Genomic DNA, 16832 nt, shown 5'->3' with positions numbered 1-16832 from the left:
AAGGAGAAAGGTAAAACAAGGCAGAAAGTCTTGTTTTACTATTTATTGATATGACAGAATTTGATAGAATAATTGATCGCAAAGGAACGTTTTGTACCCAGTGGGATTTTGTAGAGGATCGGTTTGGCCAGAAGGATTTACTTCCTTTTACCATATCAGATACTGATTTTGCAATTCCTGAGACAGTGAACACAGCACTACAAAAGCGACTTACGCATCCTATATATGGTTACACGCGTTGGAATCACCAGTATTTCAAGTCTGCTGTCTCAACTTGGTACCACAAGCAATTTGACTTCAAGATAGAAGAAGACTGGATTTTGTACAGTCCAAGTGTTATTTACTCCCTTTCACAGCTGATTGAAATCATGTCTCAGCCAGGAGAAGGTGTTGTTGTACAAACACCAGCTTACGATGCTTTTTCTAAGACAGTTACGGCAAATGAACGTTTGTATGTTGAAAATCCCCTACTTTTTCAAGAAGGGCAGTACAGAATTGATTTTCAAGATTTGGAAGAAAAATTAGCAGAACCACAGAATAAAATTTTGCTCTTTTGCTCACCGCATAACCCTACAGGTCGTGTGTGGACAAGCAAGGAATTAGAAAGAGTAATTTTACTGTGTCAAAAATATGATGTGTTTATCATTTCAGATGAAATCCACATGGATATTCTTCGGAAAGGGAAACAACACCATCCTATTTTACGGTATGGAACGGAAAATATCGCTCTTCTCACATCAGCGAGTAAAACCTTCAATTTTCCAGGATTAATTTTTTCTTATCTACTGATTCCTGATGGCAAGCTTCGGGATAAATTTTGTAAACACTTGAAAGAAAAAGATGGTCTTTCTTCTTGCAGTATTCTTGGCATGGAAGCAACAGTTTCAGCTTATAAAACGGCTGGTCAATGGGTGGAAGAACTCAACGACTACTTGGATGAGTCTATCGTGTTTACGAGAAATTTTTTACGAGAAAAGTTGCCTCAGGTAAAGCTGATTGAATCCGAAGCAACATATCTTTTGTGGCTTGATATTTCAGAGCTGCGAATCCCGATGGAAGACTTGCAAAAAGCCTTGATTAACGTAGGAAAAGTGGCAATTATGGATGGGGCAATCTATGGCCAAGCAGGAACAAATTTTCTCCGGCTAAATATAGGTTGCTCAAGAGCTAAGGTCAAAGAAGGACTTGAGCGTTTACTTAAAAGTATCCAGTCTCTTTAAAAATGAAAAGCGTTCAAACTAAGAGTTGACGCTTTTCTTTGTAGGCTAGTGAATGAGTTGACTAAGGATTCTGGTGATTTCTTCAGGTGTTTCCTTACGCTTCCGGCGAATCCAGGCTTGCGTAAGCCCGAAAATTGCATGAGCATAATAAGTTCCTGCATAGATTTTACCGAGCTGGCCAAGGTGACTTCTTCTGGCATCTTTTGGAAGAATAGAGCGTTCAATCATATTTTTTAACTTGGCTTGCATGAATTGATGAATTTCTTTACTGCCATTTTCGGAGAGAAGCGCAGCGTAAATCTCGTTATGATCGAGAAACTCGTATGTTTCCAGCATCGTTTTTTGCAAATCCCCATTATTTTTTTCAAAGACGTATTGAATGGTATTGAGCAATGTTTTTTGATACTGGTCAATCATCTCGTACTTATCTTGATAGTGTGTATAAAAGCCACTGCGACTCGTTTTTGCAACTTTCACAAGTTCAGTTGTCGTAATCTGGTCAAATGTTTTTTCTTGCAGCAACTGAGTCATTGCATCACGAAGGCGCATTTTTGTACGTTCTTTTCTATTTTCCAACGTTTAATCCTTTTCTTTTGTGAAACTTATATTTTTACTTTCCTGTTTTAAAAGTTTATTATAGCACTTTTTAGACGCGTTGTATATAAAAATACATAAGCAAATAGTGAATAAATTTGTCTCTATCCTTCTCGTCAAATTTTGAAAAATATGATAGAATAACAATGTCAAATAGATTTTACAGTGAGAACAGGGAGAAATTTATGAGCGAAGAAAGCAAATACACTGAAGCGCAAATTGAAGAAATTAAAACAAAGATTTTAGGAGCTTTAGAAACGGTGATTGACCCTGAACTGGGTATTGATATTATTAATCTGGGCTTGGTTTATGAGATTTCTTTTGAGGATAATGGATTTACCGAAGTTAAAATGACCTTGACCACTATGGGCTGCCCTTTAGCCGATGTATTGACAGACCAAATTCATGATGCACTTAAAGAAGTTGACGAAGTAACTGAGATTAAGGTGAATCTCGTCTGGTATCCAGCATGGACTGTTGATAAAATGAGCCGCTATGCGCGCATCGCTCTAGGTATCCGTTAGATGATATCTTGTAAAATAGGACCAAAGACCGAGTGAAACAAGGTCTTTTTTTGGTAAAATGGAGATATGAGTAGACAGATAAAAACCTTCATCATCATTGAACTATGTATTATAGCTGCCTTGCTGTTTCATATTATGAAATCGCCTTACTTTCTTTTGCTACTTGCTTTTGCTGTCTCTTTCAGTATTCTGTCGAGAAAAATAATTTTTCTACGCTCAGTTTCAGTAGTGCTTTGGATTTTTTTTGCTGTAATGTTATTGACAGCAGGTTGGTTCTGGCTGGCCTTGCTGTTCCCTCTCTTTGTAGGGATTAGTTTATGGAAAAAGCAGTCAGAAACTGGTTCAAGCTTTGACTATGGGCAAAACTATGCTGAAAGTTCAGAAAAACTTACGCGCAGTAATGGCAATGATGTCATTGATCTTTACGATGTAAACTTCAGACCTGAAGGAAATAGCTTAAGTATCAAAAAATCTGCAGGAAATACTAAAATTATCGTTCCCGAGGATGTAGCAATTGCTTTAGAGATAACAGTTCATAATGGTATTGTCAAAATTTTTGATAAGGAAACAGAAATTAATCCTAAAAATTTCCGCTATTTTTCTGAGATGAAAGAAGAAAGTCAAAAACGTATCCGTATCAACATTCAAGTAGACACAGGAAATATTGAGGTGGTTAAGGGATGAAAAAATCAATCATTAGAACCTTTACCGTCCTTTTTATAATCATAGTTTTGGTTAATACGCTACTATTCTTAGTCACGAGTGATGCTTCCACAATAAATCTCGTGGGTTTGAAAGTTAATAATTTTTATGGGATATGGATTTTTCTTTCCGTAGCAGGCTTATTAGCATTAGTCTTTACCTTTTTTAACTATTTAGAGAACAGTAAGATAAAGAAAAATTTCTTTGATGACATTCAGCGTCTTAGTCAAAATCAAGAGCCAGAAAATCAGGAGCTGCAAGAACTCTATTTGCGCTTAAAAGAAATGACGACAGAGCTCCAAGAATTATCAGCACAGAAGTCAGCCAATAAAGCAGAAATTATTGAAACAGAAAGAAAGCGAATTTCGCGTGAACTTCATGACTCAGTGAGTCAGGAACTTTTTGCTGCAACGATGATTTTATCCTCTGTAACAGGAAGTGAGGCAGAAGCCACTCATCTCACGCAGGACCAGATTTTAACGCAAACACGTCTGGTTTTAAAAATCTTACATGAAGCCCAAAATGAAATGCGAGCCTTATTGTTGCATCTAAGACCGATTGAACTGGATGGCAAATCATTAGCAGCAGGTCTGAATTCCTTAACTGACGAATTACAGGCAAAAATTTCATCAAATATCAATGTAAAACTCAGTGATATTCAAGCTTCATCAAACATAGAAGATAACCTTTTCCGAATGGCTCAAGAAATTCTGAGTAACACCTTAAGACACGCGCAAGCTGATAATATTGAAGTGCTCTTAAAGGAACAACATGATAATATAATATTAAGAATAACTGACGACGGTGTTGGCTTTGACACTAAAAACAGTAAGTCAGCCAGCTATGGACTTGTCAATATTAAAGAGCGTGCACTCTTACTTGGTGGTGATGTTAAGATAGTCAGTGCTCCAAATCAAGGGACGAGCGTAGAGATACGTATCCCACAAGTGAATCAAATTAAGAAGATAAAAGGAAAAAATGGATAAAATAAAATTACTTATCGTGGATGATCATCAGATGGTTCGGCTTGGTTTGTCAAGCTTTATGAATATTCAACCAGATATTGAAGTGGTAGGAGAGGCTGCAGATGGTGAGTCTGGATATCTCAAAGCCCAAAGTTTAAAACCTGATGTAATACTGATGGACCTGGTTATGGATCGCTTAGACGGTATTGGAGCGACACAGAAAATATTGGCGGAAAGTCCAGAGCAGAAAATCCTGATATTAACGAGTTTCTTGGATGATGAAAAAGTTTTTCCTGCCTTGGCTGCAGGGGCTAAAGGCTATATTTTAAAGACATCCCAAGCCGCTGAAATTGCGAATGCTGTCCGTAAAGTTGCGAGTGGACAGGATGTATTATCAGAAGCTGTTAAAGAAAAAATAAATCAACAAAAGCACCGTAAGCCAGAACTTTATGATGAGCTTTCAAAAAGGGAAATGGAAGTACTAAAAATTTTGGCCCAAGGCTTATCAAACCAAGAAATTGCAGATCAACTTTATATCAGTCTCAAAACTGTCAAGACACACGTGTCCAATATTTTTAACAAGTTAGAAGTGAGTGATCGTACACAGGCGACTATTTATGCGATTCAACATAAGCTTGTTGATTAGTATGCATATTACACTTACGGATAGATTTTTTTATCTTACTGTAGTTTAAACATGCATGTCCAATAGCGAAAACACTCCATATCTGTTATAATAGAAGAATAAAAGTTTAGTTTAAAAAGTTTCGAAAATTAAAACTAATTTTTGCTATGTTGATGATACTTTGTAGGATTAAAAAACGAGGACCTGTAACTGTCCAAGTATCTTAGAAGATTTTTCCAGAAATTTGCGCCATACAGTAGTGTTTTTTAATCTTTTAAACTTACAAAAATGAAAGTTTCCTTGGCGAGACTTATGATAAAATTTAGAAAAGAGAAGCAAATGACTTACCCACAACTTAATCTTGAGAAACATGAAGGAACAACAGCGATCATTCATACTAATCATGGGGATATGACTGTGAAACTTTTTGATGACCTGGCTCCGAAGACTGTTAAAAACTTTGTTGAACTGAGTAAAAAAGGTTATTACGATGGCGTTATTTTCCATCGTATTATCAAGGACTTTATGATTCAGGGAGGAGATCCGACAGGTACGGGGATGGGTGGCGAATCCATCTATGGTGAAAAATTCGAAGATGAATTTTCACAAGATGTTTTTAATATCCGCGGCGCATTGTCAATGGCTAATGCAGGACCGGATACAAACGGAAGTCAATTCTTTATCGTGCAAAATCAAAATCTTCCTTATCCTAAGTCGGCTTTGGTTGAAGGAGGCTGGCCTGAAGAGATTGCTGAAGTCTATGTACAAGGTGGCACGCCACATCTTGATGGCCGCCATACAGTCTTTGGGCAGCTTGCAGATGAAAATTCCTTTAAAGTTCTAGATAAGATTGCAGCTGTGCACGTGGGCGTACAAGACCGTCCAGTTGATGACGTTATTATTGAAAACATTGAAATTATTGAGAAATAAAATGATGGATCAATCAGTAAAAATTGGGGACAAAGTTACCGCTGAAATTATCGGCTTGCAAGACTATGGAGCTTTTGTAAAATTTGTAGATCGAGAAAACAATGAACATAAAGGGTTGATTCATATTTCAGAGGTACGATCAGGTTTTGTTAAAAATATCCGAGAAGTCATAAAAATTGGCCAGCATGTAAAAGCGCAAATCATTGACATTGACGAGTACAATGGAAAAGTCAGTTTGTCCATTCGAAGTCTTGAGGAGCATCCACAAAACCATTATTTTTATCGCAAAAAAAGATTCACAGATTCTCGTGACAAGATTGGTTTTAAAAGCTTAGCGGATAAAAGGGAGATGTGGATTGAAGAAGGCGAAAGTTATTTAAGAGAAAGAGTAAACTAAAATACAAACGAGGTGAAGATGAACGACAATGTCTTAAAATATACCAAACGAGTTTTTAACGTGATTACTATTTTGGGTTTTATTGCTACTATTGTTGGTAGTGTTTACCTCTGGCATTTGGGTGCTTTCCAAGATCAAGAAATTTTAAAACGCATAATAACAGCTCATGCTATTCTGGGGCCTGTTATATTCTTGCTCATGCAAATCATTCAAGTTATTATTCCGATTATACCTGGAGGACTGACTATAGCAGCGGGAGTCCTGATTTTTGGACCTGTATGGGGATTTGTTTATAATTATTTGGGTATTCTTGTAGGTTCTGTGATACTTTTCCACCTTGGCCGAAAATACGGACAATCTTTGGTCCAAATTTTTGTTAAAGAGAAAACCTACAATAAATATATGGCTTGGTTGGAAAAGGGGCAGAAACGTTTTAATATCGCTTTCCTTCTCTTGATATTGTCGCCGATTGCACCAGATGATGCTCTTGTTCTTATTGCGAGTCAAACGCGAATGAGTTGGAAATTCTTTAATTGGGTGATGATTTTATGCAAACCACTCCCGATTCTATTTTATTCCTATGCCTTGATTTTCGGTGGGAATTTGCTTGGCAATATCTTCTAGTAGAGGACTTCAAATAATGTTTAAAAATGGTTTTGCGAAAGCAACCATTTTTATATAAATAATGTATAATAGACCTAGTAAACTTTCTAGTGATGGAGCTCCATTTTGAACAATAAAACAAATACAATAAAGAAAAAGAAAAAGCAGTCTAAAAGTAAGCTAAGTTTTGACAGCCGTATTGATTATGCGCTCATCTTACCGGCCTTTCTTCTAACAGCCATTGGACTGTATGCCATTTGGGTTGCCGTTAGCCATGACTATCCGACACAAGCAGTTAAGATGGTGGGGCAACAAGGAACTTGGATTATTGTCGGAGTTATTTTAGCTTTGATTGTGATGCATATGGATTCGAGACTCCTTTGGAACCTCACACCAGTTTTTTATGGATTTGGTCTCATTTTAATGGTATTACCTATATTCTTCTATAGCCAATCGGTGTATGATCTAACAGGAGCCAAGAACTGGATTGCCTTTCACAATACAAACCTTTTCCAGCCTTCAGAGCTGATGAAAATAGCATATATATTATTTTTAGCAAGAATTGTTGTGTCCTTTCAAAACAAGTTAAAAAAACGTTATATTAGGGACGACTTTATCTTGATTGGCAAGATTACTTTAGCAACTTTTCCCATAGCTGTACTTGCCGCACTACAGGAAGACTTCGGAACTTTCATGGTTTTCTTAGCCATCGCAGCAGGTATTGTCTTAGTGTCAGGTGTATCTTGGAAAATTATCCTACCTGTTCTTGCTGCAGTTGCACTTGTCGCAGCAGGTATCGTTGCCATGGTTATGAATCCTCAAGGGCAGGAGCTGCTGGGAAATGTATTTAGTCAATATCAAGTTAATCGTTTCTTGGCTTGGCTGCAGCCCTTTGAGTACACTCAAAGTTTTTCACTTCAACAGTCGCGTGCTTTGATTGCTATTGGGGTAGGAGGTCTGTTTGGACGTGGTTTTGGTGTGGCAAACGTTAATGTACCAGTTCGTGAGTCTGATATGATTTTTACTGTGATTGGAGAAGACTTTGGTTTCGTTGGTTCAACTTTCGTCATCTTACTTTACTTTGCCCTCATTTATCGCATGATTCGTGTGACATTTCAGTCCAATAACCAATTTTATATCTTTATATCGACGGGGATTATTATGATGATTCTCTTCCATGTATTTGAAAATATTGGGGCAGCAATTGGTTTGCTTCCGTTAACAGGTATTCCGTTGCCTTTTATCTCCCAAGGAGGATCGGCTCTCATTAGTAATATTATCGGTCTTGGACTTGTTCTTTCTATGAAATATAATCAGCTACCAGAGTTTGTGATGGTTCGTGAAGCTGGCAGAAAATCTTTAGAAAATAAAAAAGCGCGCTTGTCACGTACTTCACAACAACAAAGGGTTAAGGCAACAGGAAGACGCAGAAGCAGTAAATAATAGAAAAGCTTTTCAAATAGAAAAAGCTTTTTTCTTTCGGATTTAGTACGTTAAGGGAAGAAGATTAAATTTCTCAAACTAAAAATTTCACATAATTAACAAAATGTGGTAGGCTATAGATGAGAATACAAAGGAGGAATTATAAAATGAAATATGCAGTAAGATATGCATCACGTGGAGGAAATACACGTGCAGTTGCAGATGTAATTGCAGATAAGCTCAATATTAAAGCGAAACGTATTTCAGAGCCACTCGAAGAAGAAGTTGAAGTGCTGTTTCTTGGAGCAGGCGTTTGGTTTGCCTCTGTAACCAAGGATATGAAAGAATATCTGGCGGCTCTAGACAGTGGAAAAATCAAGCAGATTGTGGCTTTTTCTACTTCTGGTCATCTGGAATCAGCGATTAAAAAAATTACCACAGCAGCAAAAGAAAAGGGGATTAAAGTTAATGAAAAATCCTTTGATCTACACATGAACATGCAAGGCATCACATTTTTCGCTCCTGCAGGTGGTGATCTAACAAAAGACCAGATCAGTCAAGTGGAAAATTTTGTTGATGAAGTAGTTTCTCAGTTATAATATTAATTTTAAATCGTCTTTTTTAAATGAAAGCTTCAGTCATTTTGAAGCTTTTTTGTTTTATTATCTTTTTTATTAAATGTTTTTATTTCATTAAGAAAATATTACGTTGAGAAATATAATGTTACTTTGATGTAATCAACAGCCTTTGTTTTGTTACATTAATAAAAGCAATTGTGATAAAATGGTAATATTCATTCAAGAGAATTTGAGGAGGTAGATTTTACTTTTTATGAAAAAGAAATTGATTGCGACATTGATGCTCTCAACAGTTGTTTTGACTGCAGGGGCTCCATTGTCTAGCGTAAACGCTGATTCAACAGAACGTCAAATTGCTGAGCAAGATTCAAAGATTGCAGCCGTAAAAGATGAGGCAGCACAAGCCCAATCTCAAGTCGAGGCAGTAGGGACTCAAGTCAATACATTGAAAGAGAAACAGGTTTCAATGAAAGAGGAAGTTGAAAAGTTATCCAATCAACAGAAGGAACAGTCTAAACAAATTCAAGAGTTAAATAAGAATATCCAAGAACGCAGTGAAGCCTTGGAAGCTCAAGCCCGCAGTGCACAAACAGAAGGAGGAGCAACAAACTATATCTCTGCTCTTTTAGATTCTAAATCGTTGACAGATGCTATCCAAAAAATGACTGCCATGGCAACTGTTGCTGGTGCTAATAAGTCGATGATTGAGCAGCAAGAGGCAGATCAAAAGGATATTCAAGATAAACTAAAAGATAACCAAAACAAGTATGCTAAGGTCACACGCTTGCAGCAAGACTTGGAAAGTCAAGCAGACGAGTTAGCAACTCAAGAAGCTCAGCTCAAGGTTGCTCAGTTGAATTATGAGGCTATGATAACAACTGAGGAAGGCAAGAAGCAAGAATTACTTAGTCAAAAAGCTGAAGCTGAAAGAGCTGCACAGGCTGCTGCTGAGGCGCAAAGATTGGCTGCTGAACAGTCTATGGTAGCGCAACAAGAGAAGGCAAATGAAACTTCTCCAAGTCCAGTGCAGCCTTCTACACCAGACTTGGGAGGCGGCTCAGAAGTTACGCCGCCAAATCCACCAGCACCTCCTGGACCAGTAGGTCCACCAGCTCCACCACCAACACCTGGCAATAACCCATACCCACCAGGGCAATGTACGGCTTATGTATGGGAACGTCTTGGTGGCAATATGCCAACCTATATGGGCAATGCAGCAGACTGGGTAGTTTATGCTAATGCAGGTCCAGCTCCGGGTAACATTATTGTCTTTCCTCCAGGGGTTCAAGGTGCTGACTCATTTTATGGTCACGTTGCCGTTGTAGAACAAGTTTTGGGAAATGGTCAAGTTGTAATTTCTGAAGGAAACTTTAATGGAGGTTGGGGATCAACACGTACTGTTTCAACATCAGGTGTTTACTTTATCAATCCATAGCAAACAGGAGAAGCAAGAACATCTTGCTTTTTTTGATAGGCCTCTATCCTTGCACCTCAAGGTGCTAATGCTAGCCAGCAAGCAACCTCTATAGACCTTTCCTAAGCCTCCCACTTGGAGGCATTTTATTTAAACCTTTCTTTAGAAGAAAATTAGTAAAGTTGTCATGAGATGATAATATCCGAATATTCAGATGAAAAAATAAATTCTGCTGTATTTTGAGTTTAATTTATTGTTGAAATAAGTTATACTAATTATAAAAGATAGCGCTTTGCTTTTAGAAGGAGGAAGGGAATGCTTGAAGTAAAAAATCTTAGGAAGACATTTGGTGATCTTGTTGCAGTAGATGACCTAAGCTTCAACATAGAAGATGGGGAGATTTTGGGCTTTATCGGACAAAATGGAGCTGGGAAAACAACAACATTTCGGCTTATACTGGATTTTTTGACGCAAGATTCAGGAAGTGTTTTGTGGAATGGATCCCCACTGTCCAGCAAGGACTATGATATTATTGGTTATTTACCAGAAGAAAGAGGACTTTATCCAAAAGAGAGTATTGAGTCACAGCTGCGCTTTTTTGGTCAGCTTAGAGGAAAAACTAGAAAAGAAATTGATGAAAAAATTGATTACTGGATGGAGAAGTTTGAGGTCAAAGGAAAACGGACAGATAAGGTAAAAACACTATCAAAAGGTAATCAACAAAAAGTTCAGCTTATTGCTACGCTTATCCATGAACCAAAGCTTGTTATCTTAGACGAGCCCTTTTCGGGCTTGGATCCAGTTAATGCAGAGTTATTAAAAACAGCAGTGGCTGAACTTCGGAACCAAAAAGTGTGTGTTGTCTTTTCAGATCATAATATGATGAATGTCGAAAAAATGGTTGATAAGATGATTATGGTGAAAGAAGGCAAGAAAATATTGGACGGAACTGTGGATGCTGTACGTCAGAGTTTTGGCCGGACAAAAGTATTTGTCGAAGCACCTGTATCACAAGAAGAATTATCTCATCTTGAGGGGGTAAAAGAAGTACTTTTACAACGTAATGGTACTTATGAGTTGACTTTGGAAAATGAAGAAGCTGGAAAAGGTGTCTTTGATTATGTCACAAAATCAGGCTATATTCATATGTTTTCTCAACAACCACCAAGTTTGGAAGAAATATTCAAAATGAAAGCAGGTGAAACACATGAATAGTAAATTCTGGATAATTGTAAGAGAAGTTTTTCGAAAAAATGTTAAGTCAGTTTCTTTTCTCATCATGGTTTTCCTTCCTTTACTGATAGGGCTTGTTTTCTATGTGGTTGCTAGAGTGGTGGACAATGGTCAAGGAAATGTTGATAGCATCGCTGTAGTTACGGAAAATAAAAATATCGCTTCTGCTCTTAATGAAGTTAAAGGAGAAATTAACTATAAGGTGATGGATCGCTCAGAAGCTGATCATAAACTCAAAGATGAAGAGGTTGAAGCGATTTTAGTCTTGGAGTCAAATCAAGGAAAAATTCATGCACGCTTAGAAACGACACGTTCAATGGATATGGCAACTCAAATGTTGGTGTCACAAACACTCACAAGCATACAGCAGAGTGCTTTGGCAACTCAGCTAGGACTCTCTCCAGAAGAGCAAGCCAATCTACTTTCCCCAGCTCGATTAGAACCTATACATGTGGAGTTTGATGAGGAAGGAAATAGGATACAGGGAACGGATTATTCTGGTTTAAGGCAGGCCATTGCTACAGCTTTAATTATTCTTATTTGGATATTTGTTGCAACTTATGGCAGTATTGTTGCACAAGAAATTGCAAGTGAAAAAGGGACACGTATTATGGAAGTCATCCTTTCAAGTGTCAAAGCTGAAACACATTTTTATGGAAAGCTTGTTGGGATTATACTCGTTTGTACGGTGAATATTATGGCCTATGTTTTTCAGATTGGGGTAGCTTATCTCGTTTTCAAGGATAATGATATGGTTCGGCATCTCCTACAAGGATTAAATCTTCAAGAAGTCTTCACGGGACAGTTTTGGTTGGTCATCCCTATTGTAATTTTAGGAGTTCTTCTGTTTACTTTCCTCGCTGCTCTATCTGGATCACTGATTTCACGTGTGGAAGATGTGCCTAAAGCTCAAACACCAATAACAATGATTGGTTTATTGGGGTATATGCTATCCATTATCTTTGCCTCTCAACCTGATAATATTGTGATGACTGTAACAAGTTATATTCCATTTATTTCTAGTTTTGTTCTGCCAATGCAGATTGCGACAGGAGTTGCAAGTAATTTACAAGTTTGGCTTTCGATGGGAATCATGCTTGCTGCAATGGTGTTTACTCTCTTGTTCTCAGCACGGTTCTATAAATCTAATGTTTTGATTTATAGTAGTGGAGGCTTATTGAAAGCATTGAAACAATCTATCAATAATATGAAAAATGAAGATAGACTAAAAAATAAACTTAAATAAAAAGAACCTCGCCTCTGTTGTTCACAAAGGTGAGGTTTTTTAACTAATCTGAGTTTGGAAATCACGTTCCATAACGATATTGCGAACTTCCCGACTGATATCTTTCAGCTTAACTTGGCGTACAGAGCGAGGGAGAAACTTGCGGATATCATCATTGTTATAACCAATCTGAAGACGATTTTCATCAAGAATGAGAGGCCGGCGTAAAATTGTGCGGTTTTCTTTCATGATTTTAATCATAGAGTTTAAAGAAAACTGCTCTAAATCCAATGATAAACTTTTGTAAGCGTGGCTCCGCATTGAAACAATCTCTTCGGTTCCATGCTCTGTCAGAGCAAGAATTTCAAGAAAATCCTCTTTTTTGATATCATCTGTGAGAAGATTGATTTCTTTAAAAGTGATATCGTTATTAAGTAGCCATTTTTTTGCTTTTCGGCTTGAGCTACACCCGGCAACGGTATAAATTTTTATCATGTTGTCTCCTTTATAGAAAATCTTATTTTTTTCTAATTTATATATGAACTAATTATAACATTTTTAAAGAGCGTGTCAAGAGCATCATTGGAAAGTTTTAATTTTAATCCAATGTTATTTTTATTAATTGAGTGGAATCATCTTAGTAATTTAGTGAAAATTATTAATAATAGAGCTTATATTGCTTCCTTATTTTATATGAAGTTAAGTAAGAATATTTTTCACTTTCAAAGCTTTCATTTGACTGTTTACTAAGAAAATGTTATTCTACTAGGGATAAAACTTTTAAACTGGTCCAGAGAGGCTAGCAAGGTTGTGGACATGAATATTAAGCTCTTTTCAAAAGAGGGCGTACTCTATCTTCTTTGCACCTGTTTTTTCTGGCAGGTGCTTTTTTCTCAAACTTTTTGGGAAATAAGAAAATACCTGTCAGAGAGCGGAGCAAAGTTTATCTCACAGCTACTTGGAATTTTAGAAATGGAGATATTATGCCAAAACGTACGGATATTAAAAAAATTATGATTATCGGATCAGGACCGATTGTTATTGGACAAGCCGCAGAATTTGACTATGCTGGTACTCAAGCTTGCTTAGCGCTTAAAGAAGAAGGCTATCAAGTTATTTTGGTTAATTCTAATCCAGCAACGATTATGACTGATCGTGAAATTGCGGATAAGGTTTATATTGAGCCGATTACGCTTGAGTTTGTCAGTAAAATTCTTCGTAAAGAAAGACCAGATGCGCTCTTGCCAACTTTAGGAGGGCAAACAGGCTTAAATATGGCCATGGAATTAGCCGAAAGCGGTATTTTGGAAGAACTTTCGGTTGAACTTTTAGGCACAAAACTATCCGCCATCGACCGAGCAGAGGACCGTGAATTATTTAAAGAGCTCTGCGAAAGTATCGGCGAACCTTTATGTGAATCCGAAATTGCCACAAGTGTTGAAGAAGCAGTTGTGCAAGCAAAAGAAATCGGATACCCTATCATTGTTCGTCCTGCCTTTACGATGGGAGGAACTGGAGGCGGTATTTGTGACAACGAAGCAGAACTTCGTGAAGTTGTTGCCAATGGCTTAAAACTTTCTCCAGTGACACAATGTTTGATCGAAAAATCAATAGCTGGCTATAAAGAAATAGAGTATGAAGTGATGCGTGACTCAGCAGATAATGCCATCGTGGTCTGCAACATGGAAAACTTTGACCCCGTAGGTGTACATACAGGAGACTCGATTGTGTTTGCGCCAAGTCAAACCTTGTCAGATGTTGAATACCAAATGCTTCGTGATGCTTCATTAAAAATCATTCGTGCTTTGAAAATCGAAGGGGGCTGTAATGTTCAGCTTGCTTTGGATCCACATTCTTATAAATATTATGTGATTGAAGTAAACCCACGCGTCTCACGCTCTTCTGCCTTGGCTTCTAAGGCGACAGGCTATCCTATCGCTAAGATGTCCGCTAAAATTGCAGTTGGAATGACTCTAGACGAAATCATCAATCCTGTCACAAACACAACCTATGCTATGTTTGAGCCAGCTCTTGACTACGTAGTTTCTAAAATTGCGCGCTTTCCTTTTGATAAATTTGAACATGGCGACCGTAACCTTGGTACGCAAATGAAAGCGACAGGGGAAGTTATGGCTATCGGTCGTAACATCGAAGAAAGTCTCCTCAAAGCTGTACGCTCTTTAGAAATAGGTGTGAGCCACAATCGTCTGGAAGAAGCAGAGGAAGTTACAGAAGAGTTCTTGTACGAAAAAATTATTAAAGCACAGGATGACCGTCTCTTCTATATTTCCGAAGCGATTCGCCGGGGGATTCCCATTGAAGAAATTGCGGCTTTAAGTAAGATTGATATTTTCTTCTTGGATAAATTGCTTCATATCGTTGAGATTGAAAAAGAGTTAGAACTGAATGTTTTTGATCCAGAGATTTTGAAGACAGCCAAGAAAAATGGTTTTTCGGATAAAGAGATTGCCCGTCTTTGGAATGTGACAGAGTCAGAAGTACGTCGTCGTCGCAAAGATGGAGAAATTCTTCCGGTCTACAAAATGGTAGATACTTGTGCTGCTGAGTTTGAAAGTAGCACGCCATATTTCTACTCGTCTTATGCATGGGAGAACGAATCTGTAAAATCTGAAAAGGAAAAGATCCTTGTTTTAGGTTCAGGTCCGATACGTATCGGTCAAGGGGTGGAGTTTGACTATGCGACTGTTCACTCTGTCAAAGCGATTCAGGCTTTAGGTTATGAAGCAATTATCGTCAACAGCAATCCTGAGACGGTTTCTACTGATTTCTCAATTTCAGATAAACTTTACTTTGAACCATTAACTTTCGAAGATGTTATGAACATTATCGACTTGGAAGAGCCTAAGGGTGTTATCGTGCAGTTTGGTGGACAGACAGCAATCAACCTTGCAGAACCTTTAGAAAAAGCAGGTGTACGTATCTTAGGGACACAAGTTGCTGACTTGGAGCGTGCGGAAGACCGTGATTCCTTTGAGAAGGCCTTGTCAGACCTAAATATCCCACAACCTCCAGGTGCGACAGCCACGAATGAAGAAGAAGCGGTTGCCAATGCCGCGAAGATAGGCTATCCTGTCTTACTCCGTCCCTCCTTCGTCTTAGGTGGACGTGCCATGGAAATTATTGATAATGAAGTCGATTTGCGTAATTATATGAACCGTGCAGTCAAGGCTTCGCCAGAGCATCCCGTATTAGTAGACAGCTATTTGACTGGACAAGAGTGTGAAGTTGACGCTATTTGTGATGGAAAAGATGTTTTATTGCCAGGAATCATGGAACACATCGAACGCGCAGGGGTTCACTCAGGAGACTCGATGGCAGTTTATCCACCACAAACCTTTAGTCCTGAGATTATTGAGACAATCGTGGATTACACTCAACGCTTGGCAGAGGGTTTGAACTGTATCGGGATGATGAATATTCAGTTTGTCATCCATGAAGAGCAAGTATATGTTATTGAGGTGAATCCACGTGCTTCGCGTACGGTTCCCTTCCTATCAAAAGTTACAGGAATTCCGATGGCACAGCTTGCCACACAGATGATTTTAGGGAAAACATTGGCGGAACTTGGTTACACATCGGGTCTTGCCCCAGAGTCAGAACTTGTCCACATCAAAGCGCCTGTCTTCAGCTTTAGCAAATTAGCAAAAGTGGACAGCCTTCTCGGTCCAGAGATGAAATCCACAGGTGAAGTGATGGGATCAGATACAACCTTAGAAAAGGCGCTTTATAAGTCTTTTGAAGCTGCAAAACTACACATGGCTGATCACGGTTCAATTCTCTTTACGGTCGCAGATGAAGACAAAGCAGAAACATTGGAGATGGCGAGACGTTTCGCCAATATCGGATATTCTTTAATCGCCACTTCGGGAACGGCACAGTATCTAAAAACTGCAGGACTCTATGTTCGAGAAGTTGGTAAAGTAACGGAGTCGACTGAAGACACCGTTATCGATGACATTCGTAAGGGACGTGTTCAAGCTATCATCAATACTATGGGCAGCAAACGTGTCTCGACAACTGAGACAGACGGTTTCTTGATTCGCCAAGAAGCAATCAGTCGTGGTATTCCACTCTTCACAGCTTTAGATACAGCAGAAGCTATCCTCCGTGTGATGGAGAGCCGCTCATTTACAATGAATGTCATTTAAACAAAAAAGCAGACTGGAGCTGCTTTTTTTATGTGACATTTTCTGGTTCTGTATAATCTGTGGTGGTAGATGAAAATCTACCGCCATTTTTTGTAGCTTGAATTGTCAAGTTAAGTGCAACACCTCTTCAAAAAAGATTTCATAAGGTGTTTTCCAGCCCAAGACCTTTTTTGGTCTTAGATTAAGTTTTTCAATATATTTATCAATGGTTTCAGAAGGTACCTCATCCAT

At 38.2% G+C, this 16832-nt stretch carries 16 protein-coding genes and 1 pseudogene; 14 read left to right on the top strand and 3 right to left on the bottom strand.

The window, feature by feature from the left end:
- The first annotated feature begins 50 nt into the window (after nucleotides 1–50).
- Nucleotides 51–1220: a MalY/PatB family protein gene (locus tag ACGHCK_RS04060; RefSeq protein ID WP_251423411.1), complete on the top strand. Its 1170-nt coding sequence runs from the start codon at nucleotides 51–53 to the stop codon at nucleotides 1218–1220.
- A 45-nt stretch (nucleotides 1221–1265) separates the two neighbouring features.
- On the opposite strand, the gene ACGHCK_RS04055 is transcribed toward ACGHCK_RS04060, so the two are convergent.
- Nucleotides 1266–1796 carry a TetR-like C-terminal domain-containing protein gene (locus ACGHCK_RS04055; protein ID WP_251423414.1) on the bottom strand — a complete coding sequence of 177 codons (531 nt, stop codon included), beginning with the start codon at nucleotides 1794–1796 and terminating at the stop codon, nucleotides 1266–1268.
- A 203-nt stretch (nucleotides 1797–1999) separates the two neighbouring features.
- Between ACGHCK_RS04055 and ACGHCK_RS04050 the strand changes: the two genes are divergently transcribed.
- From ACGHCK_RS04050 to ACGHCK_RS03995, 12 genes are all read left to right on the top strand, one after another.
- The gene (locus ACGHCK_RS04050) at nucleotides 2000–2338 is read left to right on the top strand and encodes a metal-sulfur cluster assembly factor (RefSeq protein WP_202230487.1); all 339 of its coding nucleotides are present in this window, start codon (nucleotides 2000–2002) and stop codon (nucleotides 2336–2338) included.
- 66 nt (nucleotides 2339–2404) lie between these two features.
- On the top strand, nucleotides 2405–3022 hold the full coding sequence (gene liaF / locus ACGHCK_RS04045) for a cell wall-active antibiotics response protein LiaF (RefSeq protein WP_251423418.1): 618 nt from the start codon (nucleotides 2405–2407) through the stop codon (nucleotides 3020–3022).
- Nucleotides 3019–4026 (top strand): sensor histidine kinase, encoded by a 1008-nt coding sequence (locus ACGHCK_RS04040; protein WP_202230489.1) that lies wholly within the window; start codon nucleotides 3019–3021, stop codon nucleotides 4024–4026. The genes liaF and ACGHCK_RS04040 overlap by 4 nt, the downstream gene beginning before the upstream one ends.
- Nucleotides 4019–4651 (top strand): response regulator transcription factor, encoded by a 633-nt coding sequence (locus tag ACGHCK_RS04035; protein ID WP_202230490.1) that lies wholly within the window; start codon nucleotides 4019–4021, stop codon nucleotides 4649–4651. Before ACGHCK_RS04040 ends, ACGHCK_RS04035 begins: the two co-directional genes overlap by 8 nt.
- A 318-nt stretch (nucleotides 4652–4969) precedes the next feature.
- Nucleotides 4970–5560 (top strand): peptidylprolyl isomerase, encoded by a 591-nt coding sequence (locus ACGHCK_RS04030; protein WP_202230506.1) that lies wholly within the window; start codon nucleotides 4970–4972, stop codon nucleotides 5558–5560.
- Nucleotide 5561: 1 nt separating this feature from the next.
- Nucleotides 5562–5957 carry a CvfD/Ygs/GSP13 family RNA-binding post-transcriptional regulator gene (locus ACGHCK_RS04025; protein WP_202230507.1) on the top strand — a complete coding sequence of 132 codons (396 nt, stop codon included), beginning with the start codon at nucleotides 5562–5564 and terminating at the stop codon, nucleotides 5955–5957.
- A gap of 18 nt (nucleotides 5958–5975) precedes the next feature.
- Complete coding sequence (locus tag ACGHCK_RS04020; RefSeq protein WP_202230491.1) at nucleotides 5976–6581, top strand: TVP38/TMEM64 family protein; 606 nt, start codon at nucleotides 5976–5978, stop codon at nucleotides 6579–6581.
- Between the two features lie 105 nt (nucleotides 6582–6686).
- A complete protein-coding gene (locus tag ACGHCK_RS04015; RefSeq protein WP_271328264.1) occupies nucleotides 6687–8003 on the top strand; it encodes an FtsW/RodA/SpoVE family cell cycle protein in 1317 nt (438 codons plus the stop codon).
- Between the two features lie 146 nt (nucleotides 8004–8149).
- The gene (locus ACGHCK_RS04010; protein ID WP_202230493.1) at nucleotides 8150–8581 is read left to right on the top strand and encodes a flavodoxin family protein; all 432 of its coding nucleotides are present in this window, start codon (nucleotides 8150–8152) and stop codon (nucleotides 8579–8581) included.
- A 232-nt stretch (nucleotides 8582–8813) separates the two neighbouring features.
- Complete coding sequence (locus ACGHCK_RS04005; RefSeq protein ID WP_271328263.1) at nucleotides 8814–9995, top strand: CHAP domain-containing protein; 1182 nt, start codon at nucleotides 8814–8816, stop codon at nucleotides 9993–9995.
- Nucleotides 9996–10289: 294 nt separating this feature from the next.
- Nucleotides 10290–11189, top strand: coding sequence for an ABC transporter ATP-binding protein (locus tag ACGHCK_RS04000; RefSeq protein WP_202230496.1), 900 nt, complete (start codon nucleotides 10290–10292; stop codon nucleotides 11187–11189).
- Nucleotides 11182–12453 carry an ABC transporter permease gene (locus tag ACGHCK_RS03995; protein WP_202230498.1) on the top strand — a complete coding sequence of 424 codons (1272 nt, stop codon included), beginning with the start codon at nucleotides 11182–11184 and terminating at the stop codon, nucleotides 12451–12453. Before ACGHCK_RS04000 ends, ACGHCK_RS03995 begins: the two co-directional genes overlap by 8 nt.
- 39 nt (nucleotides 12454–12492) lie before the next feature.
- On the opposite strand, the gene ACGHCK_RS03990 is transcribed toward ACGHCK_RS03995, so the two are convergent.
- Nucleotides 12493–12927 carry a Spx/MgsR family RNA polymerase-binding regulatory protein gene (locus ACGHCK_RS03990; RefSeq protein WP_202230500.1) on the bottom strand — a complete coding sequence of 145 codons (435 nt, stop codon included), beginning with the start codon at nucleotides 12925–12927 and terminating at the stop codon, nucleotides 12493–12495.
- Between the two features lie 488 nt (nucleotides 12928–13415).
- Here ACGHCK_RS03990 and carB point away from each other — a divergent pair, with 488 nt between their 5' ends.
- The gene (carB, locus tag ACGHCK_RS03985; protein ID WP_251423428.1) at nucleotides 13416–16601 is read left to right on the top strand and encodes a carbamoyl-phosphate synthase large subunit; all 3186 of its coding nucleotides are present in this window, start codon (nucleotides 13416–13418) and stop codon (nucleotides 16599–16601) included.
- A gap of 105 nt (nucleotides 16602–16706) precedes the next feature.
- Here the strand turns inward: carB and ACGHCK_RS03980 are convergent.
- Nucleotides 16707–16832: pseudogene (locus ACGHCK_RS03980) on the bottom strand (IS30 family transposase); the annotation flags it as partial.

Origin of the sequence: Lactococcus muris (assembly GCF_042849115.1) — a bacterium.
Classification (GTDB): Bacteria; Bacillota; Bacilli; order Lactobacillales; family Streptococcaceae; genus Lactococcus; species Lactococcus muris.
The sequence above is the reverse complement of the archived record's forward strand: the minus strand, read 5'-3'. Positions and strand labels throughout refer to the sequence as shown.

Bases quoted from the DNA above. Each gene is read 5' to 3' on its own strand.
- ACGHCK_RS04000 (WP_202230496.1), top strand. From the start codon at position 10,290: ATGCTTGAAGTAAAAAATCTTAGGAAGACATTTGGTGATCTTGTTGCA.
- ACGHCK_RS04005 (WP_271328263.1), top strand. From the start codon at position 8,814: ATGAAAAAGAAATTGATTGCGACATTGATGCTCTCAACAGTTGTTTTG.
- ACGHCK_RS04050 (WP_202230487.1), top strand. From the start codon at position 2,000: ATGAGCGAAGAAAGCAAATACACTGAAGCGCAAATTGAAGAAATTAAA.
- ACGHCK_RS04030 (WP_202230506.1), top strand. From the start codon at position 4,970: ATGACTTACCCACAACTTAATCTTGAGAAACATGAAGGAACAACAGCG.
- ACGHCK_RS03995 (WP_202230498.1), top strand. From the start codon at position 11,182: ATGAATAGTAAATTCTGGATAATTGTAAGAGAAGTTTTTCGAAAAAAT.
- ACGHCK_RS03990 (WP_202230500.1), bottom strand. From the start codon at position 12,927: ATGATAAAAATTTATACCGTTGCCGGGTGTAGCTCAAGCCGAAAAGCA.
- ACGHCK_RS04025 (WP_202230507.1), top strand. From the start codon at position 5,562: ATGATGGATCAATCAGTAAAAATTGGGGACAAAGTTACCGCTGAAATT.
- ACGHCK_RS04010 (WP_202230493.1), top strand. From the start codon at position 8,150: ATGAAATATGCAGTAAGATATGCATCACGTGGAGGAAATACACGTGCA.
- ACGHCK_RS04040 (WP_202230489.1), top strand. From the start codon at position 3,019: ATGAAAAAATCAATCATTAGAACCTTTACCGTCCTTTTTATAATCATA.
- ACGHCK_RS04020 (WP_202230491.1), top strand. From the start codon at position 5,976: ATGAACGACAATGTCTTAAAATATACCAAACGAGTTTTTAACGTGATT.
- ACGHCK_RS04035 (WP_202230490.1), top strand. From the start codon at position 4,019: ATGGATAAAATAAAATTACTTATCGTGGATGATCATCAGATGGTTCGG.
- ACGHCK_RS04060 (WP_251423411.1), top strand. From the start codon at position 51: ATGACAGAATTTGATAGAATAATTGATCGCAAAGGAACGTTTTGTACC.
- carB (WP_251423428.1), top strand. From the start codon at position 13,416: ATGCCAAAACGTACGGATATTAAAAAAATTATGATTATCGGATCAGGA.
- liaF (WP_251423418.1), top strand. From the start codon at position 2,405: ATGAGTAGACAGATAAAAACCTTCATCATCATTGAACTATGTATTATA.